At 40.6% G+C, this 24,667-nt stretch carries 14 protein-coding genes; 5 read left to right on the top strand and 9 right to left on the bottom strand.

What is annotated here, in order from left to right:
• Positions 1 to 68: 68 nt before the first annotated feature.
• From O0V13_RS08720 to O0V13_RS08730, 3 genes are all read right to left on the bottom strand, one after another.
• Positions 69 to 1,088: a sugar phosphate isomerase/epimerase family protein gene (locus tag O0V13_RS08720; protein WP_442780915.1), complete on the bottom strand. Its 1,020-nt coding sequence runs from the start codon at positions 1,086 to 1,088 to the stop codon at positions 69 to 71.
• 92 nt (positions 1,089 to 1,180) lie between these two features.
• The gene (locus O0V13_RS08725) at positions 1,181 to 2,389 is read right to left on the bottom strand and encodes a hypothetical protein (RefSeq protein WP_268034595.1); all 1,209 of its coding nucleotides are present in this window, start codon (positions 2,387 to 2,389) and stop codon (positions 1,181 to 1,183) included.
• 79 nt (positions 2,390 to 2,468) lie between these two features.
• Positions 2,469 to 3,524 carry an aldose 1-epimerase family protein gene (locus O0V13_RS08730; RefSeq protein ID WP_268034596.1) on the bottom strand — a complete coding sequence of 352 codons (1,056 nt, stop codon included), beginning with the start codon at positions 3,522 to 3,524 and terminating at the stop codon, positions 2,469 to 2,471.
• A gap of 356 nt (positions 3,525 to 3,880) precedes the next feature.
• Here O0V13_RS08730 and O0V13_RS08735 point away from each other — a divergent pair, with 356 nt between their 5' ends.
• A complete protein-coding gene (locus O0V13_RS08735; RefSeq protein WP_268034597.1) occupies positions 3,881 to 6,046 on the top strand; it encodes a peptidoglycan DD-metalloendopeptidase family protein in 2,166 nt (721 codons plus the stop codon).
• A 35-nt stretch (positions 6,047 to 6,081) separates the two neighbouring features.
• Here O0V13_RS08735 and O0V13_RS08740 read toward each other — a convergent pair whose 3' ends face one another.
• From O0V13_RS08740 to O0V13_RS08755, 4 genes are all read right to left on the bottom strand, one after another.
• Positions 6,082 to 6,888 (bottom strand): 3-keto-disaccharide hydrolase, encoded by an 807-nt coding sequence (locus O0V13_RS08740; RefSeq protein ID WP_268034598.1) that lies wholly within the window; start codon positions 6,886 to 6,888, stop codon positions 6,082 to 6,084.
• A complete protein-coding gene (locus O0V13_RS08745) occupies positions 6,885 to 9,575 on the bottom strand; it encodes a c-type cytochrome (protein ID WP_268034599.1) in 2,691 nt (896 codons plus the stop codon). The genes O0V13_RS08740 and O0V13_RS08745 overlap by 4 nt, the downstream gene beginning before the upstream one ends.
• Positions 9,576 to 9,784: 209 nt before the next feature.
• Complete coding sequence (locus tag O0V13_RS08750; RefSeq protein ID WP_268034600.1) at positions 9,785 to 11,296, bottom strand: RagB/SusD family nutrient uptake outer membrane protein; 1,512 nt, start codon at positions 11,294 to 11,296, stop codon at positions 9,785 to 9,787.
• Between the two features lie 45 nt (positions 11,297 to 11,341).
• The gene (locus O0V13_RS08755; protein ID WP_268034601.1) at positions 11,342 to 14,443 is read right to left on the bottom strand and encodes a SusC/RagA family TonB-linked outer membrane protein; all 3,102 of its coding nucleotides are present in this window, start codon (positions 14,441 to 14,443) and stop codon (positions 11,342 to 11,344) included.
• Between the two features lie 342 nt (positions 14,444 to 14,785).
• Here O0V13_RS08755 and O0V13_RS08760 point away from each other — a divergent pair, with 342 nt between their 5' ends.
• Positions 14,786 to 17,935 (top strand): PVC-type heme-binding CxxCH protein, encoded by a 3,150-nt coding sequence (locus tag O0V13_RS08760; protein ID WP_268034602.1) that lies wholly within the window; start codon positions 14,786 to 14,788, stop codon positions 17,933 to 17,935.
• Between the two features lie 100 nt (positions 17,936 to 18,035).
• The gene (locus tag O0V13_RS08765; RefSeq protein ID WP_268034603.1) at positions 18,036 to 19,148 is read left to right on the top strand and encodes an FG-GAP repeat domain-containing protein; all 1,113 of its coding nucleotides are present in this window, start codon (positions 18,036 to 18,038) and stop codon (positions 19,146 to 19,148) included.
• Between the two features lie 54 nt (positions 19,149 to 19,202).
• On the opposite strand, the gene O0V13_RS08770 is transcribed toward O0V13_RS08765, so the two are convergent.
• Entirely contained in the window at positions 19,203 to 20,879 is a 1,677-nt protein-coding gene (locus O0V13_RS08770) for a sulfatase family protein (RefSeq protein WP_268034604.1), read from the bottom strand.
• 199 nt (positions 20,880 to 21,078) lie between these two features.
• Here O0V13_RS08770 and O0V13_RS08775 point away from each other — a divergent pair, with 199 nt between their 5' ends.
• A complete protein-coding gene (locus tag O0V13_RS08775) occupies positions 21,079 to 22,368 on the top strand; it encodes a nucleoside hydrolase-like domain-containing protein (protein ID WP_268034605.1) in 1,290 nt (429 codons plus the stop codon).
• Between the two features lie 143 nt (positions 22,369 to 22,511).
• Positions 22,512 to 22,847 (top strand): HopJ type III effector protein, encoded by a 336-nt coding sequence (locus O0V13_RS08780; RefSeq protein WP_268034606.1) that lies wholly within the window; start codon positions 22,512 to 22,514, stop codon positions 22,845 to 22,847.
• Between the two features lie 219 nt (positions 22,848 to 23,066).
• On the opposite strand, the gene O0V13_RS08785 is transcribed toward O0V13_RS08780, so the two are convergent.
• A complete protein-coding gene (locus O0V13_RS08785) occupies positions 23,067 to 24,590 on the bottom strand; it encodes a DUF1593 domain-containing protein (protein ID WP_268034607.1) in 1,524 nt (507 codons plus the stop codon).
• Between the last annotated feature and the right edge of the window lie 77 nt (positions 24,591 to 24,667).

Below are 24,667 nucleotides of genomic sequence, written 5' to 3' on the forward strand. Positions count from 1 at the left end.
TAAACGGTTGAAAAATTGGAAGTTTGTAAGGTTTCAGCTTTCTGAATTTAGCCTTCTACCTTTCAATTTCAGCCGTTCCATCCATGTGCCTCACGGACCGAAATCAAGGCCGCAAGGATATCATTCCAGGTTTGTTGGCTTTCCATCACAGAGTTCGGGAACATACATCCATCCCAGCAAATGTGCTGAACTGCTTTGGTCAATTTCCCATCACCATCTCTCAACCAGTAACCTGCATCGTGAGCTATATCCAACAACCCGTTCGGGTCAGTGGCCTGGCAATGTCTGCCCGTTTTATCATGAGAACCTGAACCGAATACAGATCCGTCATTTTGCGCTACGTGGAAGTCAATTGTCCATGGTCTTAGTGCATCGGTCACGGTCTTCAATGCCGCTTCAATGGCCCCACGATCCTTTTCGTCTTCTTTTGCCAAGATTCTATGCTCAGGAGCATTGTAACCCATGGTGTACAAGAAGGTATGAGACATATCTGCCTGGAAGCCTACATTTTTTCTATCCACTCTTTCCAAGAGATCCACCATATGTTTCCAGCTATGCATAGCACCCCAGCAGATCTCTCCCTCAGCAGCAAGTCTTTCACCAAAATCCGCAGCTACATCGGCAGCTTCCTGAAAAGTCTGAACAATCAGCTTGGTATTGCCTTCAGGGTCTTTTGCCCAATCGGAAACTCCCGCCGCTGAATCAATTCTCACCACACCATAATGTCTTACACCCAATTCCTTCAGCTTTTGACCAAATTCACAGGATTTTCTGACCATATCCACAAATGTCTTTCTCTGCTCAGCTGTACCCATCGCAGTTCCAGCCCAAATTGGAGCAACTAAAGAGCCTACATTCAGATTGTATTTGGAAACTTTATCCGCCAGTTTTTTGGCTTCATCCGGATTATTTAAGTCAAAGTGAGGCTCCAAAAGTCCCACATCAATTCCGTCGAATTTGACACCATTGACCTCGGCTGCTGCCGTCATTTCCAACAAAGAATCAAAAGGAATCACTGGCTCAGAATCTGGTCCTTTTCCGACCAATCCCGGCCAAGTGGCATTATGAAGTTTAGGGAAGTTATTCATAGTTATTAGGGATTTAAATATTGAAAGATTGGAAAAATTGAGAATCAAGCTCTAAGGGTAAAAGCGCTTGATCCTCATATCCTCCTATTAATTTACAAAACTGTCAAGTCAGGGTTTCTAGGCCCGAAATGCTTCAACATCACGATAGGATCAGTTTTAGACATATTGGTAATTTTCACACCTGCTTTTGCCGCATCTTCAGACACGAAGTACTCATCATGAGTCAACTGACCAAAACGGATCAAAGCTGGAGTTTCAATATCCCAAGCACCCATTTTTCCGTAGCCCTGCATCATGATCATACCATAAGCTGCAGAATCTGTGATGGTCACTGTCTGACCAGGAAGAACTGTCAATTCCTTAGCTGAATAATCATGAGATCTATAGCAAATCCAGTTTTCATGATATCCTGCGGTATGCATTTCATTGACATCAGATACTGGCTTAGGCTCCATGTAGTGATTATCCATCAAGTTTGGATTCACATTGAGATCCCAATCAATCATCTCAACCAATAATTCATAATCTCCCCATCGATTTTTCGGAGTAGCATTCCATAGTAGTTCTTCTGGGATAATTGCCTCATTTACCAAAGATTGGTACATCGCAAAAATATCGGATGCCTTCTGAGGTTCATAAGTACAAAGGGAACCTGGGGCATGAAGCATCCCCGGAGGAACATCCCACCCTGTACCCGGTTGCAATCTAAAAGCTTGAGAATAATTGGTGATTTTATTATCGCCTTTATTGAAGTTTTTCAAACAATCTAAGATGATCTCTTTACTCGTTCCTGGAGCTATCCCAAAGAAGGTATAGGGAAAATCTCCACCGTGATTGTTTAGCTGTGGTGGGAAATAATAAGCTTCTGGCTTTCCATTTTGATTGGTCAACTTTCCAAATTCATCACTTGGGTGAATGTGATGCGGAAGCGGCCCCATGTTATCAAAAAACTTGGAATACATCGGCCAGGACTTGTATTGATCCCAAAGTCTAGATCCGATAATCTGAGCTCCTAATTCATCGATTGCATCTTTTAAAAGGAACAATTCGGTTTTACCTCCATCTTCATAGGCAATATGTGAAAGGCCTTCATTTTTGGAAGTCAAAGGACCATTTTCTGCAGGGGTAGTGGACGAAAACCAACGCTCGTCAATTCCTCCTCTTGCTCCACCTAGTGCATAATAATCATCTGGATGCAGCTTTATTCTTCTTCCCGGCACACAAAAGGATCGGGGTACCCAAGTTGGGGTGAGTCTTAAAATTCCTTCCCCCTGCTCGAGGGCCTTTTTTGCTAAACTCATGGTAATGGTTATTAGATTTTTGAGTTATTATTATTGAAAAATTGAACTTAGGGAAATCACCCCTTGGCCAATTTATTTACTAGTTAAATTCTTTCACTTCTTCTCCAGTTAACACTTCCAACTTCAGATTATAGGTCCTCTTTTCTCCAGGCTCAAGGAGGATCAAGCTCCCATTCTCTCTTGCATTTTTCTGACCTATCGGTGGGTGAGTAGCTGGCTCTAATGCCGTCACATATTCCCCTTTCCCCCAATGCTGCCAATTGATTAACCAAGGCAACTGATTCTTAGAAAAAGTGATTTTCAATGCCAAACCCAAATCGTCATTGGCATAACCACAAACAACTGTTCCTCTAGAATCAGCATTTGGATCTATAAAAGCCACATCTTCTCCAAAACCAGCATGCTCATCCATTGGAGGCGCGCATCTGGTAAATTCATGTTTTATATTAAACTGGGTATTGTTTGCATCTGTCGCCTTAGGCTTCTTCTCCCCTTTCCAAATGATCCTCGTTCCTTCATCGATCAAAGGCCAACCACAATTGATATGGTACAAAAGCATATGAGGTGCTTTCTGATTTCCTAGATTAGCCACAGTATCCTGTATCTGAATCTCCGCACTTCCAATTCTACCAGAAATCTTCCTGGTCATTTCCAAATGAGGTCCAAAAGTGGAAGATTCTCTGACTTTAGCTACGATCTCAAAATCAAGATCCCCAGAATGGATATCTGGTTGTTTGATAGTCACTAATTCTGCAGGAGTATTCGAATATTTACCATGTAATCCTTTGGCACCACTTTCATCTTCATTTGGCGGACCGGCATTGGACAAACCACAGGTGGTAAAAAGTCCGCCAGCAAATGTTCTAAGCCATTCAATGCCCTTGTCAGAGAATGGCTGTGGGGAAGCAACTCCATTATGTGAGATCCAGGCAAGGCTATGTTCATTATAAAAAGCATCTACGATGTCCATCCCTCTATCAAGGACCAACTTGTACCGTAAACCAGTCCCGGTATTTATCCAGGCAATCCGTGTTCCTCGACCTAATCCATTGTCTAAAACGGAGGTTTCGATGCCTCCCAACTGCTGAAAGTTGGATATTTTATATTTCCAATTGGATACTTTGCCGAGGTTCATTTTGGGTATAGTAGAATAAGTTAAACCTATAAAAATGCCTTCCAGAGTCCATCCTGCTGTATCAGGACAGAACTTGGATTGAATTTTAAAAGTTAAAAAATGAGGGGAATAAAATTCTGCCGTTGATCAAAAAAATCATGAAGTAAAACGAACTCCTCCTGCAATTTGGAATAATCTACTTTTGATTGAATATTCCCAATACAAAAAGCTTTTTTATCAAATAAATAACCAGTATAACTAGCTTATTATCAGTTATTTTAGTAAAATAATCAACTTTTATCCTCAGGAACCATACTAGAATTTTTATGTATTCCGAAAGGATAGGCAAATACATTTTTCAACAAAATTTTAAAGCCATGTCCAAAAAAAGAACAAACCCAAAAATCCGATTAAACCCGGAACAAACTAACATCAAGCCCACTAGGATTGTCAGTAAACCTACTCAAGCCTCACAGGAAAAAAAGGCAATCAGGGTCAGTACAGAAAAAATCAAAAGCGTTCGTCCGATCAGGAAATTTACCGTTGGATCAGTAACTTCTATTTGGCACGATTCAGAAGAAGAAATCAAACCAAGGAACTTACAACTTTCTGAGTTCAAGTTTGAAAGGGTCTTAAAAATGTCAGCGAGCTCACCAAAAATCGGCGTCAGTTTTGAACCTATGGAAGGCGAGGATATTGTATATCATCTTACTCCAGGATTTACAAGTCAGGCCCCGTGGCAATGCCAAGTTTCAGTCAGGGCTTATATTCATAACCAAGAAAGCCAGTCATTAGATCTGGATCAAGTCGTGTTTGAATATAAACTCGGAAGTCAAGTCATTAAAAAAACGGTATTTCTTCCTTCTGATCAATTAACAATTAACGCCAATCAATTGCGAACTTGGCAGAATAGTAGGGAATACCATGAAAATGGTGATGTGATATTTATAGAAGCTCCTTTTCCCACTTCCTTAAAAATCAGCTTCAAATTCAAAGGATTTGCCTCCTCTGTTTCATTCACCAAAAAACTAAAGCCATACCCTTTATCTTTTGCTTTTCCATTTGAGACATCTGAATTTGATGAAAATGAATTTGTTACGGGATATTCCATGCACGGTGGTGGGGACCAGGTTTTCGCCTATGATTTGGGTGTTAACAAATATGACTCTGGCTGGAAATATCTAGTCAAAGGAAAAGACGGTACCGAAAATGACCATTTTTTGATCTGGGGAAAGCAGGTCAGAGCTATGGAAGATGGCGTGGTCATGCATTTTGAAAACAACATCCCTAATAATTGGGCTCCCTACCCTCCCAATAAATCAGATGAATTTTATGAAGACCTTGGAAACAAGCAAAAAGATGAACTCTGGGGATCCTTTGATTATGGAGGAAGTGGAAATCATCTCTATATCCGCCATGGGAATGTTGTTGCTCTGTATGCGCATATGATAAAAGGAAGCATCAAAAATGAGTTTCTTAAAGTCGGTGCAACAGTAAAAAAAGGGCAAGTATTGGGAAAAAGCGGTAATTCAGGTAGCTCTAGCGGTCCTCATCTTCATGTTCATATCAAAACATTTGATAAAGCTGATGATCCCGAGAGCGGAAAATTCAGACCCTTGCTCTTTAATACCGGCTATGTAATCGGGACAAGTGATTATCCAAAGCCTGATTCCAATATCAATTGGTCCAAATTGAATGGGCTCGGAATACCCGGTCAAAAAAGTAAATCTTGCTTTATCAGTACAAAGCACCCCTATTGCGAATATCCAACCAATTGGGGAGAAGTTTGCCGATTTGGCGTACCCTTAGAAAGTTACCAAAAAGTATTTGATGGAATCTGGACCTGTGGGTACTACCCAATCTGGGTAGATGGGTATGAAGTCAACGGCAGGACCTACTTCAATGTCATTTTTAGACAAAGTAAAAACCTCTCTTGGGCAGCAAGACATCATATGACTGGAACTGGCTACCAGAAAGAATATGATAAATTTAAAGATGCCGGCTATAGATTAATCCATGTCAATTCCTACATGAGCGCTGGACAAATCAAATATGCGGCGATTTGGGTTCATGGGAAGGGCAATTTAAGATTGGCCTACCATGGAAGATCACTAAAATGGCATGAGGACAATTTCCAGACTCACATAGGACAAGGACTGGTTCCTATTAATGTTTCTTGTGTAAAGTCAGGAAACACAACCTATGTCACAGCTTTATGGGAAAAGATTAAAACCGGAGGCTTTTATTTAAGACCAGTGATGTCTTTGAATGATTTCAAAGTTGCCTTCAACGATTACACGAATAAGAAAAAATTCAAGTTGGTGTATTTGGACGCTTATTTAGTGGGAAACCAACCCATGCTTAGTGGTATTTGGTATAAAAATGTAGACAACTACAATGCCTGGTATGAGAAATACAACCTAAGCTCCACTGAGTTTCAAAATGAATATAACCATTTCTTAAACAATGGTTATCTAACTCGAGTCATTGCTGGATATGAACAAAATAATGAAGCAAGATTTGAGGGGATTTGGTCGAAATAATCAAAAAAGGCTGGTCGATTGACCAGCCTTTATTTTTACAATTTTTTCAATTGAATATCCTTGAATTTCACTGTCATCGGTGGGCCCACGTGAACCTGCATCCCCAATAACCCTTTGAGCATTCGGTTCTTCTCATCGTCGTCATGTACTTCACTCATTAAAGTTCCATTTACATAATGCTTCATGACATTTCCTTTGACTACCAAATGAATTGAATTCCACTCTCCAGGCTTGATTAGTTTTCCCAATTCTTCACGATCCCCCAGCTCCTCAGTTACATGGAGGCCTTTCCATGCATTTCTTTCGACATATTCTCTCACTGTCATTCCATCAGGCTGAGAGGTGATTTCAGTCTTTTGACCTCTATAGGCCAAAGTTGTTCTTTTTCTCTCTTCATAATTCTGACCAGTGTATCGATTTGCAGCATCGATATCTGCTTGATAACCTCTCAATGCATAAGGAACCTCAGTAAATCTATCACTTCTATACTGAACACCTGAGTTACCAACTTCAGTAATCCAATAATCCAATTTCAACTCAAAGTCCCCTACTTCACCACCTTTCCAAATGATGAAAGTATTGCTCTTAAGTAAAGTTTCTGGGGTGACTTCACCGACAATTGCACCGTCTTTGGCAGACCAATAAACCGGATCATATTCCCAATCACTTAAATCTTTTCCGTTGAAAATAGGCTCAAAGTCGGCCTCTTCCAACAAAGGATCTTTCGCATACCTTGGACCTTGTTTTTCGGGAATTGATGCAAAATCCACCAAATAACCAAACAACATTAATAGACCTATCGCCTCTACGAATAAATATTTTTTAAAGAAATTCAATTTCATTTTTCTGCTGTTGCATCGTTTTGAAACACCTCATTGTTTTCATTACCACCTGAAATTAGGTAGGCCATTAAGTCTTTCAACTCCTCTTCATTCAGTCTATTGATCAATCCTGGCAACATGATAGAAACATCTGATTCTTTAGCAAGTGTCACAGTATTCTTAGGTACAGTTCTGATAGTCTCTGGAGCGAATGGGTTTTGTGAGATGTAATAATTCGTATCATCTTGATCGATCATTCTACCCACGATAGATCCTCCATCTTTCAACTCAAGAACTGTTGCTTCATATTGCTCTGAAATCGTCTTGCTTGGCTCTATAGTCGCCTCCAAAATATCTTTTTTGGAGAATCGAGTTCCCAATTGAGTCAAGTCTGGACCAATGATTCCTCCTTCTCCGCCCATAGTATGGCAGGAAGAACAAAGAGTAGCTTGAAACATTGCTTTACCTCTTTCAAAATTCCTACCAGAAAGAACTTCAACCACTGGTTCTGCCTCCTCTACAGTCCATCTTCTTCCTGGTCCTTCCGGTTGAATTCCTGTATTAGCAATATCATTGCCGTTAGAAGTCAACAATGCTGCACCTGACATTTCATCATATTTGGCAAAATCAGCCTGGGCAACATGTTCTAAAGCCATTTTTCTAGCTCTATCAATAAAGCCAACATAACTTCTTCCTCCTTTGTATTTGAAAGCATCTTTGATCCAAGTGAAATATTCCTCCCTCATTTCCGGCGTCCAGCCATGGTCAGCTCCACCCAAAACTACAGCAAAATATGTCTGCTGGGCTGGTGGAACATTCGCCAACATATTGGCGATATCCATTCCATATTGAGGATTTCTAAATACCAAATCAGATGAGGAGGTAAAGGTTTTTTGATATTCCGCATCATCTTTAGCGGTCTCCAATAATGCCAAAGTTTTCTTAACAGCATCAGGAGCATCCAAATGGGTTAACAGAACTGCCAATGATCTATCCAACATATTGTCATTGGAGGGGAAGTTAGGGTCCAAATAGGCAACCAAGTCAGATTTAACTGGGTTTGCTGCTGCATCATGACGATACAAAGTCACCTCTATCGTTCTTAACAAATCTTGCTTTTCCTTGTCAGACAATGAGGAGTAATCAATCTCCATCAAAGACTTCAACATCGGAACCACATCGGCATTACTTCCATGTCTTGCTAAAGCCAGAGCTGCTTGGGTCTTTTTCACCGCATTGGTCTCAGCGATTGCTTTATCTTTCCAACTTGCAACTGGTTGATGCTCGAGCGCAATTCTTGCTGCATATTGAACGAAACGATCTTTGTTGTCCAAGTTATTCCATGCCATTTCCAATCCTTCTGAAGGAGCCCCATCAACATGATAGCTTTCCAGTTCTCTTCTGATTTTAGCTTCCTCCGGCATATCAGCCATGGTCAATGGCTTATAAGTATCAATATCTCCCTTATAGTAAACTCTGTACAAGTCAGACTCCAATCTTCTACCTCCCGTCGCGAAATACATTGCCCCATCAGGGCCTATTGTACCATCAGTCAAAGGAAGAGGAGATCCAGAAATAAACTCTTCTGCTTTTGCATCATAAGTACCTCCATTTGGTGTCAAATGCATCGCATAAATAATCCCAAAACTCCAGTCAAAAGCATATAGTGCTCTTTTATACTTATCAGGGAAATTAGCTTCCGTTCCAAACATCACGTTGGTAGGAGAACCTTGCCCTATATTCACCAAAGCAGGTAGGTTGTCTGGATAGTTCGGAGACCACTTAGAGTCGCCTGTTCTCCATCCAAATTCAGCGCCACTTGGTACATGAAGAATTCTGGTTGGTCTATACCAAGGCATTCCGAAATCCCATTCCATATCAGAATCATAGGTAAATAAATCTCCTACTTCATTGAATGCAATATCAAACTCATTTCGAAATCCGGCTGCGATCAACTCCCAATCTTTACCTTCTGGATCAATTTTGGCAATCCATCCACCGGGTGCCATTCTACTATTTGCATGACCTCTTGGGTCTTTGATCAATGGGAAAAGATTATCCTCATCCCAAACCTTAGGAAGTCTATATCGATTCATCTCTGGAACATCCACATGGTTACCTGCAGAAAGCACAATAGATTTACCATCAGGTGTCAATTTCATAGAGTGAGGGCCATGTTCTCCAGGTGAACCTTCGAGTGTTCTAATAGTTGAAACAGTCTCAAATTGATCATCGCCATCCAAATCCTGAATCCTATACAAACCTGTATTTTTCTCGAAAATCTGATTGGAATGATGGTTTACCATCACGTACAAAGAGTTGAATGCATAGAGCAAACCTTGGGCATAACCCATCCCCACTTGAGGCTCATCTACTCCACCAATGATCAGCTTTTCAACCTTCGGTTTTACCGTAGAATCAGAACCAATTGGAGGCAACTCCAATCTATAAAGGAAGCCATATTGATCAGCCGTGATCATTCTTCCTTTATCGTCAAACGTCATGGCTACCCATGACCCTTGATCATTTTCTCCCGGGCTATATAATAGCTCTGCCTCAAAGCCATCGGGAAGTTTTAACTTATCTATTTTAGGATTTCCGGTCAGCTTTCTGCCAGACGATTCTTCTTCGCTTTTTTCACAAGCAGTAGCCAAAACCATCACACCCAGCAAGACTGCGATCGATTTAGGGATTTTTTTCAAAAACATATATTTCAGATTTATTGCTTCAATTAAGGACTTCCGTTTCTAAAACAATTTGCAAAATATTTCAGGGTCAGGAGAGCCATTCACAAAGGCTATTTACTACTTATCATTTTGTTTACCATCCTGCCATATCTGCCAAAAAATAACCCAGATTCTCCAGAACTGACGAAAGTTCATTTGGAATCCGGGCTATCTACAAACAAAAAACCAGCTTAGAAATAAGGGCTCAAATCCGATTCTGCCGCAGGATAGGGATAGAATTTATCCAGATTTGAAAATACATTCGGTCTTGGTACTGCACCCTCCAATGGAGGATAATAATAATCCAATGGATTTGCTACTATCCTTTGTCCATGAGGAATGATAATTTCTTCTATTCTATTGGTTCTCTGAATATCAAACCATCTTTTATTTTCGAAGGCTAGCTCCACTCTTCTCTCTTTGAAAATGGCTTCTCCGAGATCCGCTTGACCAGAAGCAGTCGTATCATCTAATCCCGCACGGTCTCTTACCATATTCAAATATTTGGCTGCCTCAGTGGTCTTCCCTTGCTCATTCAACGCCTCTGCCATGAACAAAAGAACTTCTGCATAACGATAAACTGGCCAATTCATACCATGATTATTATGCTGTGAATGGAAGCTTTGGAATTTCTTGATATAAGGATAATTCTTATCATCTCTGAAGCTTCCTTCCAAATAAACATTTCCAATCGATGCTTCTTTTCGAAGATCACCATCTTCATAAGCTTCTATAATATCTGGAGTCGGGATATTGTTTCCTTCTCCATCAATATTTTGAGGGTTGCTTGTCCCCATAATTGGCTCCAATTCAGAAGCTGAAATAGGTCTTGGCATAAACTGATACATGAAATTTCCATTCAATCCAGCAGAACCTTCTAGAAATTGTACCTCAAAAACAGATTCCGAATTATTTTTATTTGAAGTGTTTTCGGAGAAAGCCATATCATAGGAAGGCATCAATTGATATTGATTACTGGTCACTACCGGAGTTAAAATTTGTTCTGCATCAGACCATTTTTCCTGATTGATATACACATTTGCCAAAAGAGTTCTGGCAGCTCCTGAAGTTACTCTACCTGCTTGCTGCTCTGATTTATTTGGTAATAAAGGAACAGCTGCCTGAAGATCCTGCTCGATTTGTGCATAAACCTCAGCCTCGCTAGAAAGTGGAAGTGCTGCCTCTTCTCTTGCCGCCACAGGAGTTAAATGCAAAGGAACACTTCCCCAATAGCGAACCAATTCAAAATAGGCATAGGCTCTAAGAAATAGGGCTTGACCCTTCACATTAGCTTTTGCATCCGCATCAAATTCAACATCATCGATTACATCAAGAATCTGATTGGTCCGGGCGATGATTTGATAATCTTGTCTCCATTGATCAGTCAAATGGCCATTTGGATTGGTACCATTGGAAACTAATAAAGAGAAATCTGCCAAATCCTCTTGAGGATCTACTGCCCCAAACAAGACATTTCGAGCATAATAGGTATTATCGGAATGCATCTCCCCTAACAACCACGCTCTGTTGTTTACAATATTTCGGAGGGGCACATAAGCTGCATTCACAGCTTGTTCAAAGTCATTTTGGTTTTTGAAGAAAGTTGCCGAACTCAATTGAGTTTCTGGTACCACGGTCAAGAAATCATCACAACTGGTTGACAAAATCCCTACTGCAGCGATGGCTAGAATATATTTTTTCATTTTTAAATTCAATTAGGGTTAGAAATGTGGTTCAAAATCATTTGATTAGAAATTGATATTTGCACCGATTGTGATTGTTCTTGGAACTGGATAAGGACCCAAATCCACGCCCGGACTTAAATTCCCTCCGTCTCCGCTACCATTATTCTGCATACTAACCTCTGGATTTGGGCCACCCCAATACTTGGTAAATACCCACATATTTTGTCCAGAAAGGTAAACTCTTGCAGATTTCAATGAATTGGAAATATTAGAGAAGGTGTAGCCTAATGTGATATTTCGGATTGTGAAATAAGACGCATCCCAAACGAAGTTGCTATTGTTCCAGTCTCTTTCTACCCCTGTCACATTACCACCACCTACAGTAGTGCCAAAAATCCCTTCTCCTGGATCTTCTGGAGATCTGAATCTATCAATTGCTTTCGCAACCATATTAAATACACCATCCAAATTCGCAGTTGAATAAAGGTGTCTCATATACAATTGGTTACCATAAGAACCAGATGCTGTAATACTTGCATCAAAGTTTCTATATTTAAAGTTGTTTACCAATCCGTAAACGAACTTAGGGAATGGGTTTCCAATGATAGCTCTATCGTCGTTATCACCACCATAAGTGATTACGCCATCTCCATTAATATCAGCCAACTTAATACTACCCACTGTAGATCTACCAGGAATGATTGGAGAACTAGCCAAATCTTCTGCATTAGCATAGTTACCCAACTTTACCAATCCATAGAACTGACCAAATGGTTGCCCAACCTGGGTAATGTGATATGAACCATAAACTCTATCAATTCCATCAGCTAATTCAATTACCTTGTTTCTGTTAAAAGAAATATTTGCATTGGTTGTCCACTTAAATTCTCCTGTGGTGTTAACTGTATTCACTGCAAATTCATGTCCCCAAAAATGTATCTCTCCAATGTTGTCATTGAAGTTGGTAAAACCTGATTCCTGAGGAATTTGAACAGCATATAATAAGTTTGTAGTGTTTTTGGTATAGAAGTCATAAGCAAACTGAACTCTATCATCCCACAAACCTAAATCCAACCCTAAATCCAACTGAGTTGTAGTTTCCCAACCTAGGTTGGAATTGTTCAAGGAAGTAACACCTGCCCCAGGAACAACCTGATCTCCAAATACAGCATTGATCGTATTGTTTACCAAGGCATATTGTGTATAGTTACCGATATTGTTATTTCCTGTCACACCGTAACTAGCTCTCAGCTTTGCAAAAGACACTGTAGAACTTGTATTCAAAAATCCTTCGTCAGACATTACCCAACCAACAGATGTAGAAGGGAAAACACCCCATCTATTGTCTGCACCAAATCGAGAGGAACCATCACCTCTCACAGAAGCAGTAAATAAGTATTTACCCATATAATTATAGGTCAGTCTAGAAAAAACTGAAGTCAAGGACCACTCATTTACACCTGATTGAGTTCCTCCTCGGTTGATATTAATTGCGCCTTGAATGGTTGGGAGGCGATCGTCAGCATAGGTATCAGCTTGAATTCTTGTACTTTCCATTCTATATTTTTGATTGGAAAATCCGACCAAAGCCTCAAAAGTATGATCACCAATTGTCTTGGCATAGGTTGCAGTATTTTCATTTAACCAAGACAAGGCCTCAACATTTTGTCTTACTGAAACAGCTACTGTAGGAATCGCTACGTTAATGGCGGAAGTTGCAGTAGATGGGTTAAAGAAGAAGAATTTTGAATTGTTGATCTCAGTATTGAAAGTAGACTTCAAAGTAAGACCTGGGATAGGCTGCCAGTCAACAAAAGCATTAGCCAACAAGTTGGTTTGCTTAGTCTCATTTGTGATTTCTCTAGCAGATCTTACCCAGTTAGGGTATGCGAATATGTTACCTGTTTCAGCAGGAAATCTATTGTAATAAGTCAACTCTCCATTTTCATCATAAATTGGCATTACTGGCCAAGTATGTAAAGCATTGAAAATAATACCTGTACCACGCGTACCATCTGTTCTTGGCGTATTATCTACTACATAGTTTGGAGCCAAATTAAAACCAACATTTACTTTATCAGAGATATTATAAGTATTGTTTATTCTCAATGAGTATCTCTGATACTGCGTATTTTCAACAACCCCCTCTTGATCAAATACACCTGCGATAATTGCGGTATTTACTTTTTCCTTATTTGAGGTGATAGTTAAGTTGTAAGATGAAATTGGAGCGTTTTGTACGATTAATGCATCATACCAGTCATTATTTTGACCTCTATATTGAGAAGGGTTTTGAAATGCAGCAGGGACAGCCTGTCCAGCATCTTCGTAGTACTCTTTTTTGAACTGAGCAAATTCCTCAGCATTCATCATTTCTAACCTTCCTCTTTGAGGAACATTTTGAATACCCGTGTAGACATTAAAACCGATGTTAGTTTGCCCTGTCTTTCCTTTTTTAGTTGTAATCAAAACAACACCATTAGCTGCTCTTGATCCATACAAGGATGTTGAAGCAGCATCTTTCAAAACAGAAATTTCCTGAATTTCATCAGGGTTGATTTGGTTGATATCTCCTGTGATAGGGAAACCATCCACCACATAAAGTGGCTGACTACCACCAGATACAGATAATTGCCCTCTGATACGGACATTCATTCCTTGACCTGGCTTACCTGTTGTTTGGTTGATTTGCACTCCAGCAAGCCTTCCTTGTAATTTTTGAGCAGTGGATGACACTGGCAAATCAGCCATTTCAGCCTCTGAAACTGATTGAATAGCACCGGTAACTTCTCTTTTGATCTGACTACCGTAACCTACAACTACTACTTCACTCAAATCTGAAGTAGAATACTCTAAAGAAACATTGACTGTTGATTGCCCGGCGACAACCGCAACTTCTTTGGCTACAAAACCGACAAAACTAAATACTAAAGTCTCGCCAGGCGCAGCTTGGATACTAAAAGAACCATCGATGTCGGTTACCGTACCCTTTTGCGTCCCTTTCACGGAGACTAAGGCACCTGGAATGGGCTCATTATCCGGTACCGAAACGACGACCCCGGTGATTGTTTGGGTCTGTCCAAAACTCGATATGCTTATGCACAGCGTTAATAGTAAAAATCCAATAAATCGGATTTTCACCCTAGATAGATAGTGGTTATTCATACTGGCGGGTTTAAAATTAATTGATAAAATTTTAACTAATTTTCACCAAATCACGTACAAACCCATCCTGCCATATCCTGCGCAAACTACTGAAAACCAACATTTAAAACACAGGACAGAACAGGACACACCGACTACCACTTTCATTTCCCTATTTAAAGTGCCAATTACAGGCTTTATCAAAAAGACTTCCTTTTTCAGGATAGAACAGGACAGAATTCAATAAAATATTCTGTATTTAATTTTTATTATTTATAATTATTCTAATAAAGACCGAAAATAAAATACTTCTTGAATAATTAGGGCGAACCTACTAATATTAGATTTCAATCTTCCCTATCTATGCAATTTAAATTTAGACCCTGGTGGCTTTCCCTTATACTTTTAGTCGGAATAAGCAGCTGTACAAAAGAAAAAAACCTAGAACTTCGCAAAAACACTCATATCACTTTGGTTGGAAACAATCTAGCTTCCAGAATGATGGAGTTTGGCTGGTTCGAAACCGAAATGCAAGTCCGTTATCCAGATAGCGCTTTAGTTATCAGAAATCTAGCAGATCCTGGAGACACTCCTGGTTTTCGACCAAGATCTGGCACCAATGATCCTTGGGTTTTCCCTGGAGCAGAAGATTTTCAAGAAGAATATGCTACTCCTTCTGGAAGCATTGGATTTTTAGAAAAACCTGATCAATGGCTAACTCGACTTAAGGCAGACATAGTCATAGGTTTTTTTGGATTTAATGAATCTTTCCAAGGATTGGAAAAGCTTCAAAATTATAAGGATGAGTTGGAGGCTTGGATTCTTCACACCCAAAAACAAAAGTACAATGGCAATGCCGCTCCTCAGATTGCATTAGTATCTCCTATTGCTTTTGAAGACATCTCTGACATAATAGATGTACCGGATGGCAAAAAGGAAAATACTATCCTCAAGCAATACACTGAAGGCATGCGAGAAATCGCTCAGAAATACGACTTAGTTTTTGTAGACGCTTTTGACGCGAGCCAGGATTGGTATGATAGTTCAGACAAACCCTTAACCATCGATGGCACCCAGCTGACTGAAGAAGGTTATAAAATCTTTGGAGATTTTTTAGCTAATAAATTATTTGGACAAACCAATCATCAAGCTGAAGTAAATCTGGATTTGATTCATAAGGCAGTGCAAGAGAAAAACTGGATGTGGCACAATGACTACAAGATTCCAAATGGAGTTCACGTTTTCGGTCGTCGGTATGATCCTTTCGGTCCAGACAACTACCCTTTTGAGCAAGAGAAAATCCGACAAATGACTGCAATCAGAGACTCTGCTATTTGGGATGCAAACCAAGGGAAGACTTTTGATTTGGCTACCGCCGACGCCAGAACCAGAACCCTTCCCGAAGTCACAACAAATTACAATCCAGAGGCAAATGGAAGTATGGAATACCTATATGGAGAAGATGCATTAAAAACCATCAAAGTTCCCGAAGGATATAAAATTGAGCTTTTCGCTTCCGAACAGGAATTCCCTGATCTGGCCAACCCAGTTCAACTCTCCTTTGATAATAAAGGTAGACTTTGGGTGGCTACGATGCCTAGCTACCCTCACTACAAGCCGGGGGATCCAAGACCTCAGGATAAATTGATCATTTTGGAGGATACCGATGGTGATGGCAAAGCGGACAAACAAACCACTTTCGCAGATAATCTTCACATCCCAGTTGGTTTTGAAATTGCAGCGGATGGCGTCTACGTTTCCCAAAGTCCGAATTTGGTGTTTTTAGAGGACACTGATGGAGATGACAAGGCAGATAAAAAAACCATTCTTCTTTCTGGCTTTGATGACCATGATACCCACCATGCCATTTCTGCATTTACTACAGATGAAAGTGGAGCAATTTTTATGGGTGAAGGGGTTTTCCTCCATACCAATGTGGAGACTTCCTATGGCCCTGTTAGAGCAACCAATGGCGGATTCTATCGCTACGAACCAAAAAGACATAAGCTAGAGCGGGTAAATCAGGTCTCAATCCCTAACCCTTGGGGAATTGCTTTTGATGAGTGGGGTCAAAACTTCTATGCAGAAACTTCCGGTCCAAATGTCAACTGGATGCTTCCGGGATCTACCTTGCCTCGGTACGGAAATGCAAATTACAAAGGTCCAAACTTGGTGGAAAAAGCGCATTTGGTTCGCCCTACTTCAGGATTGGAGTTCATTTCCAGTAGACATTTCCCAGATGATATTCAAGGGGATTTGATCATCAACAATACCATTGGATTTTTGGGAACCAAACAGCATCAAATGGTGGAAGACACTGTTGGATTTACTTCCAAATGGCGTCAGGATCTAATCACTTCGACAGATCGTAATTTCCGACCAGTAGATATGGAAATAGCTCCTGATGGATCTTTATATGTGGTCGATTGGCACAACATCTTGATTGGACACATGCAGCATAATGCAAGAGATCCATTAAGAGATCATGTCCATGGTAGAATCTACCGTGTGACCTATCCTTCCAGACCGTTGATTACTCCAGCCAAAATCGATGGAGCTACCATTTATGAGCTTTTGGAAAACCTAAAGCTTCCTGAGTACAGAACCCGATACAGAACCAAAAGAGAACTGAGAGGTAGAGATACTCAAGAAGTATATGATGCTGTCGAAAAATGGCTCACAGAGTTGAACCCAGACGATCCAAACTATGAACACAATCGCCTTGAAGCACTTTGGGTAACGTGGGGTGCGGATAAAGTAAATCAAGACCTCCTTCGTCAATTATTAAAATCTGAAGACTATCGAGTGAGAGCAGCCGCTACCCGTGTATTGAGATACACTGGTCATCAAGTCAAAGATCAAGCGGATCTATTGATGCAATCGGTAAAAGATCCAAATGGAAGAGTGAGAATCGAAGCAATTGCAGCAGCATCTTGGCTTCCTAGAGAAATAGGAACGCCTATTTTGGCAGAAGCTGAAAAGCAGGAAAAAGACAATACCTGGATTCCTAGAACCTTGGAAACAGCTGTTGCTCACATGAATGGACTGTCTGTTTCAGAGAAGAAAGAAGAAGATATCAAATCCTCATTGACAGGATCTGATCGAGAACTGTTTGTTATCGGAAAAGAAATCTATGCCCGAGAAGGCTTCTGTGCGACCTGCCATCAAGAAGATGGTGGTGGATTGGCGGCATCTGGTTTCCCTCCATTGAAAGGCACTCCATGGGTAACTGGAAGCCCAGAAAGAGCAATCAAGATTGTATTGAAAGGGCTTTTGGGGCCAATAGAAGTAGCTGGAAAAGAATATCCCGGTCAGGTTCCAATGACTCCGTTCGAAGGAATGTTGGATGATTCAGAAGTAGCAGCGGTGTTGACCTTTGTAAGAAACTCATTTGGAAATCAAGCTTCTCCAATTTCTCCAGATATGGTGAAAAAGATTCGCGAAGAAATCAAAGATCAGGAAGGATTCTACAACCCAAGTGATTTGCTGAAGCAACATCCAATGGAGAAATAAACCTGTCTTTCTAAAATATTAGACTTAACAGGACAGTTTGAATGGGAAGGAATGGTAGATTTCTTCCCATTTTCATTTAAACCCTTCAAACACAACTTCCATGAAGTCTTCTTTAGTTATTTTTCTTCTTTCTTTTGCCTCCATTTCAGCCTTCTCGCAAAGCAAAAACATCAGTTTTGAAAGACAGAACATTGCCAGTGAAAGCTATGAGTCCGTGGGCACGTTTGATGTAAATGGAGATGGGTATCTGGATTTGATTTCTGGCAGCTATTGGTATCAAGGTCCTGAATTCATAGAAAGAAAAATGATTGGACAGGTAAAAAGGTTTGGAGAGTATTACGAGGATTTCTCTACCATTCCGTTGGATGTGAATGAGGATGGAAAACTGGATCTCATCACTGGAGGCTGGTTTGAAGGCACTTTGATCTGGAAAGAAAATCCCGGAGACAACTCCGAATGGCCTGTTCACAAAATCGCTGAAACCGGAAACATAGAAACGACACGAGCCTGGGATATCGATGGGGATGGGGTCGTGGAAATTGTCCCAAATACTCCTGGAAAACCCTTGGCTTATTACAAAAAGACAGGCCCCGGTCAATTTGAAAAGTTTCCTGTACATGAAACACAAGGACATGGCTTGGGCTTTGGGGACATCAATGGAGATGGCCGTGGTGATTTAATCATCACAGAAGGTTGGCTGGAAGCACCGGCTAATTTGAAAAATGGAAAATGGCTTTTGCATGAAGACTTCAAATTGGATCATGCTGGAATCCCTATGATCATCACAGACCTCAACAGAGATGGCTTGAACGATTTGATCGTAGGTCAAGGTCATGATTATGGATTGGTTTGGATGGAGCAAAAGAAAAATGGGAACTCCATTATTTTCGAAAAGCATGAAATAGACCCTTTCCAATCCCAGTACCACACCATGGAATGGATTGATTTGGATGGTGATGGTCAGGAAGAGTTGGTGACAGGCAAACGCTATCGAGCTCATAATGGGAAGGATCCAGGTGGGAAAGACGATGTTGGCCTCTATTATTTCAAGTGGAATGGAAGCAGCTTCACCAAAAACATCATCTCTTTTGGAAAACCTTTACAAGGAAAAGGAACTGGATTATTTTTCTCAGTCGCCGATCTAAACAACGATAACAAAAAAGATATCGCAGTTGCCGGCAAAGATGGTTTGGTAGTTTTTTGGCAGCAATAAATAAAGCTCCCAGATATTTGATCTGGGAGCTTTATTTTTTCAATGGGAATCTCTTTATTTTTTCCCCTCTTGCTCTCGGCTTTGCTGGAAATACTTCTGCATCTCTTCTCTACTCATCTTCCAATATTCAATCGCAGGATTCTTTTTCACTTTCTCCTTATATTCTTCTATAAATGCTTCGTTGAGTGAATCATTATCTTGGTATTGAGCTCGAAGTTCCTCCAGTTCCTCATGAAGTTCTTTTTGAATATCAGCATAGGCGGGATCTCCATAGATATTGTTCATTTCTTCTGGGTCTTTTTCTAGATCATATAATTCCCAAGTATCGATATCATAGTAAAAATGAATCAGCTTATATTTATTTGTGGTAATTCCATAATGCCTCATCACATTATGCTCTGAAGGATGTTCATAGTAATGATAGTAGTGCCCTTTTCTCCAATCTTCAGGAGTCTTCCCTTCCAAAATCGGCAATAAGCTTCTTCCTTGCATATCTGCAGGAATCGGAGCACCAGCGATGTCGATTAAAGTTTCACCAAAATCCAGATTGGAAACTAAGTCCTCATTGACAGTCCCCGGCTTTACCACACCTGGCCATTTGATCAACAAAGGAGTTCGAAGAGATTCTCGATACATCCAGCGCTTATCAAACCAACCGTGTTCACCCAAATAAAATCCTTGATCGGAAGTGTAAATTACTATAGTGTTTTCATCTAAGCCATTGGCTTTCAAATATTCCAACACTCTTCCAACACTTTTATCTACTGCTGACACACTACCCAAATAATCTCGCATGTAGCGTTGATATTTATATTTTGTCAACTCATCACCAGAAAGATTAGCTTTTTTGAAATCTTCATAAATCGGCTCATAAACTGCATTCCATTGTTCCTTTTGAGCTTCAGTCATAGATGCAGGAGCTTCTTCTCTAAGCTTCAGATCACTTTCCAATCTCATCGTTTGGGCGATGGACATATTATTCAAAGAAGCTGCCTCTCTATTTCCTGAATAATCATCGAAAAGATTCTCAGGTTCTGGGAAAGTCACATTTTCATACATTCCCAATTCATTTGGCCCAGGCTCCCAATTTCGGTGAGGTGCTTTATGCCACATCATCACCATAAATGGTTTCTCATCATTTTTGGCAGAATCCAACCAAGCTATGGTCTTATCGGTAATGATATCAGTAGCATATCCTTCTACTTCGTATTGTCCATCCTGATTGATAAACTGCGGATTGTAATAGCGCCCCTGTCCTGGCAAAATATCATAATAATCAAAGCCTGTAGGCACATCCCCTAAATGCAATTTCCCAATTGTAGCAGTTTGATAGCCGGCTTTCTGCAATTCTTTCGCAAAACTATTCTGTGTAAAGTCAAATTTCGATCCGATAGTATTATCTATAAACCCATTTTGGTGACTGTACTTCCCTGTCAGAATGGTAGCTCTTGAAGGGCCGCAAATGGAATTGGTTACCAAGGCATTGATAAACAACATGCCGTCTTTGGCGATACGGTCAATATTGGGCGTGGGAGCCAAATCTGACAAAGGTCCGCCATAAGCACTGATAGCCTGATAGGCATGATCATCACTCATGATGAACACGATATTGGGTCTCTTTTTAGCTTTTTCTTCCTCTTTGGGTTCTTGAGAACAGCCAATAAGGATAAGAAAAGCAAAGGATGCCACACCAAGGGGTATAAATCTGGAGAAGGTTTGTTTAAAATCCATAGGGGTTTAATAGGTTAATTGACCTGTAAAATATTAATTATCAATATCTTTTCCGATCAATTACGATTTACTTAAAAAATATAAACGCTTCCATATTTTTTATTTGAACAGCGCCTATTGTCAAAAAGAGGCCAACATAAACCACAGGATACTTTTCTTTATAAATTCAGCCAATTTGAAGATCATCAGAACCTTTACTATGATCCGCAATTCTCTACTTTTCTTTTTTTGCCTAATCTCTATTCAGCTTTTTGGACAAAAAACTCCATCAGCCAAACCTAGAGTTTTGATCAGTACAGACATAGGAGGAACAGACCCCGATGACAATCAAAGCATGGCGCACCTGCTGATGTATAGCGATCTGTTTGATTTAGAAGGCTTGGTATCTTCCCCATCTTATGGCAGCGGAAACAAGGAAGAGATCCTTCGGATGATAGATCTGTATGAAAAGGACCTACCTCTTTTACAAAAACACAAAACTGGTTTTGCAAGCCCAAATTATTTGAGATCAATCACCAAACAGGGTAGAAAAGGAGCTGCACCCTTTAAAGGTTTTATCAGCTCAACGGAGGGTTCTGACTGGATCATCAAAGCTGCTAAAAAGAAAGACTCCCGCCCCCTTTGGGTGCTGGTTTGGGGAGGTCTGGATGATTTGGCCCAGGCTCTTCATGATGCTCCGGAAATCCAAGAAAACATTCGAGTCTATTGGATTGGAGGCCCCAATAAGAAATGGTCTGCCAATAGCTACGCCTACATCGCAGCCAATTTCCCAGACCTTTGGATGATAGAGGTCAACTCTAGTTATTATGGATTTTTTTCCAACAACCAGACACCTGACGTGGTCAAAACGACAGATTTTTATCAAAAGAATATTCAGGAAGCAGGACATCTGGGAGCCGATTTCAAGGACTATTATGATGGAGAGATTAAAATGGGAGACACACCTTCTTTACTTTACCTCATGAATGGATATCCCGGAAATCCGACAGGAGAAAGCTGGGGAGGAAGTTTTGAAAAAATTGACAGGAGTTCCCGAGTGATCTTTGAAAGAAAAACATCCCTTTCTGATTCTGTGGCATTTTGTACAGTGGTTGAATATCAATTAAAAGGCCCAAAGATTGAGGTGCCTGCTGATTCAGCAGTCTTTTGGATGGAAGTTCCTTATGGGGATGGCAAGCAAGTTTGGCCTGGATATTTCTTGGGAAATGGTACCTACAGCCTGAGATATGCTCCCAAGCAAGCGGAAGTTCTCAACTTTGTATTCACTTCGGAAATAGAAGGTTTCCCTACTGGAGAAAGCCAGCTCGTGGTCACCAATCTCTGGCCTGGCAAGGCAAATCCCGACGATTTTATTTTGGGCGAAAACTGGTATTCTGATTCAAGTAAACCAGAAGATTTTGATGGAAGATTACAAGGTGGAAATACCATTTTGAAATGGAGAAATGATATCCTTAATGACTGGGCGACTCGCTGGTCTTGGTTGAAATAAATAGATTGAAAATACCTCCCTGAATCATTCCGAAGCCAATTAAGAGATATAACCATTCTCTATTTTCCACATATTATTTAGCACTAACCTAAATAGCCGATAACAAATCACAAATCCCTCAATAAGCCTTATCTTTGCGTCCTATGAATATCCTAGAACAGCTAAAAGACTCTCCTCAGAGCATTCAATTCTCCGAGGTTATCGAATATATCGATTCCAATTACAACTTCACTCCTACCCAATTCACAAATGGAAACACGGTCAATGAGGCAGGTCAAAACAATGGAAGCTGCAAAGTATTTTCCTTTGCCAAGCTCCAGAACCTTGACCAAAATCAGACCTTGGCACTGTTTGGAGATTATTACAGAAAGGATGTTTTGGGCAATCCTGAAGGAACAGATCATCAGAATATCCGAAACTTCATCCAATTTGGCTGGGGAGACATTCAGTTTGAAGGAGAAGCACTTTCTGAGAAATAACAAATACCATCCAAAAGAAAAAGCGCAAGAAATCAGATTTCTGCGCTTTTTTTATCCAAAATACGAAATATGAATACCGATCCGCGACTATCGGGAACACAGGGCTGAGGATGACGAGAACCTCAATTCTCTAAGTCTCTATTCCGTTATTCTCAATTTTCTTTCTTTTCAGGAAAGAACCTAAATTAACTTTTTGAAAACCTCCTACATCCAAACTTCCTATCCTCCCACCTCAACAACAAACCTCACATACCTAGTCATCGGATGATCGGCCTCATCGGAAACTTCTGCAATCACATGCAATTGTCCTATAGAGTTTTGGTCAAGCTTTACCTCCACTTGGTTTCCATTGGGAGTTAGGGTAGCATTTCCAGCATAGGTTCCAACTTCTTTGTAAATCCAAAACGTGGTCGACAACTTATCTCCATCTGGATCGGAACTCTGAATTTCCAAGGTAAAAACATCTCCAGCTTTGAAAGCTAAAGTATTGGCACCTAAAGCAGTAACAAACGGAGGATGATTGGCATCTTCATAATCCATAATGCACCAATCTGCTCTTGCCGCAAAGTCTTCCTGTATCGCCTTGACCCAACGAATCTGAGGATAGGTAGCATCCAGGGTATCAGTAAATGGATTGAAATCCAAGACCTCTTGTCCATCTTCCCAACGGTTAGGTTGTTCTGCGGACTGGACAAGCCTACCACCCCAACCTCCCCATTCGGGATGATCCAGATTATCCAAACCAACATTGATCAGATGCAAAAAGGCCGGTGAATCTCCCTCAGAGATAAAGTCATAGATATCAAAAGTTCCCCACTGTGCATTTTCCAACTTGGTAGGATCTCCATGAATATGCTCATCATCTCCTTCCTGTTTTTGTCCATCTCCATAACTATAATATTGCTTGAGCAAAGGACCGTGATTGTTAATGATTTCCTCTCCCATAAATCCTCCTTCAAACAAATAATGTTGCTCTTCAGGAACAGCCCTTTTCCAAGGGTAGGCAAAGCACCAAAATTGATTGGAATTGTAGAATATCTTCAAGTCAGGCCAATTGGGAGCGATATACTTTCGATAAGTGGCATCCTGATCCAAAATGGCATAGATAATTGCTTTATTCACCACCTTTTCATAGACAGATTCCCAATCCGAGGTCCCCTTGTATTGATCTTCTATGGATTTCAAAGCTCGGGCAATGGTATTTGTTCCTCCCCAAACTTGCAGGTAAAGTGGCTCCATCTCCTCATCCAGTAACTTGGCTTTGATAAAATCAGAACCCTCTGTATCCACCTCCATCTCCCCTTCAAAATCAATATTCCCTACCCGCACCAAGCTTCTAAAATGATCCGCTGTAGGAAAATCCGCATGCTGGCTAAGCTTGGGATATACTTCTCCATAAGCATCCAGCAAGGGGTTCATCCACTCCGTTCCCGGCCATCGCAAATCAGGAATCGCTCCATACATACGCTTTGTCATTTCCATCTCAGAAGTAAAGAGCGTCCCCTTTCCATCCCCCTTGTAATGCCACATGGAGGAAGAGTAGATCAAGCCTTCGATCTGGAATTCATTGGCATAAAGCAGCATTCGGATAAAAGAATCCACATCATCGATTTCTCCATCTGTAGTGACGATGGTTCTCGGTTTGGAAGAAGAAGATTCGGGAACAGCCTCTGTTTGCGTTTCTGTCTGAGGCTGGCAAGCAACCAGCAAAGCCAGCATAAACAAAGAGTAGATTGGTTTCATAGGTTATGGGTTAGAATGAAAAAAGATAGGAAAAGGATAGGGAAATGCGAAAAAGAAAGTTCTTTCAATTCCAAAAG

This window comes from Algoriphagus sp. PAP.12, assembly GCF_026652115.1.
Classification (GTDB): domain Bacteria; phylum Bacteroidota; class Bacteroidia; order Cytophagales; family Cyclobacteriaceae; genus Algoriphagus.

Coding starts and splice junctions, on each gene's coding strand:
- O0V13_RS08720 (WP_442780915.1), bottom strand. CDS start 1,088: ATGAATAACTTCCCTAAACTTCATAATGCCACTTGGCCGGGATTGGTC.
- O0V13_RS08725 (WP_268034595.1), bottom strand. CDS start 2,389: ATGAGTTTAGCAAAAAAGGCCCTCGAGCAGGGGGAAGGAATTTTAAGA.
- O0V13_RS08730 (WP_268034596.1), bottom strand. CDS start 3,524: ATGAACCTCGGCAAAGTATCCAATTGGAAATATAAAATATCCAACTTT.
- O0V13_RS08735 (WP_268034597.1), top strand. CDS start 3,881: ATGTCCAAAAAAAGAACAAACCCAAAAATCCGATTAAACCCGGAACAA.
- O0V13_RS08740 (WP_268034598.1), bottom strand. CDS start 6,888: ATGAAATTGAATTTCTTTAAAAAATATTTATTCGTAGAGGCGATAGGT.
- O0V13_RS08745 (WP_268034599.1), bottom strand. CDS start 9,575: ATGTTTTTGAAAAAAATCCCTAAATCGATCGCAGTCTTGCTGGGTGTG.
- O0V13_RS08750 (WP_268034600.1), bottom strand. CDS start 11,296: ATGAAAAAATATATTCTAGCCATCGCTGCAGTAGGGATTTTGTCAACC.
- O0V13_RS08755 (WP_268034601.1), bottom strand. CDS start 14,443: ATGAATAACCACTATCTATCTAGGGTGAAAATCCGATTTATTGGATTT.
- O0V13_RS08760 (WP_268034602.1), top strand. CDS start 14,786: ATGCAATTTAAATTTAGACCCTGGTGGCTTTCCCTTATACTTTTAGTC.
- O0V13_RS08765 (WP_268034603.1), top strand. CDS start 18,036: ATGAAGTCTTCTTTAGTTATTTTTCTTCTTTCTTTTGCCTCCATTTCA.
- O0V13_RS08770 (WP_268034604.1), bottom strand. CDS start 20,879: ATGGATTTTAAACAAACCTTCTCCAGATTTATACCCCTTGGTGTGGCA.
- O0V13_RS08775 (WP_268034605.1), top strand. CDS start 21,079: ATGATCCGCAATTCTCTACTTTTCTTTTTTTGCCTAATCTCTATTCAG.
- O0V13_RS08780 (WP_268034606.1), top strand. CDS start 22,512: ATGAATATCCTAGAACAGCTAAAAGACTCTCCTCAGAGCATTCAATTC.
- O0V13_RS08785 (WP_268034607.1), bottom strand. CDS start 24,590: ATGAAACCAATCTACTCTTTGTTTATGCTGGCTTTGCTGGTTGCTTGC.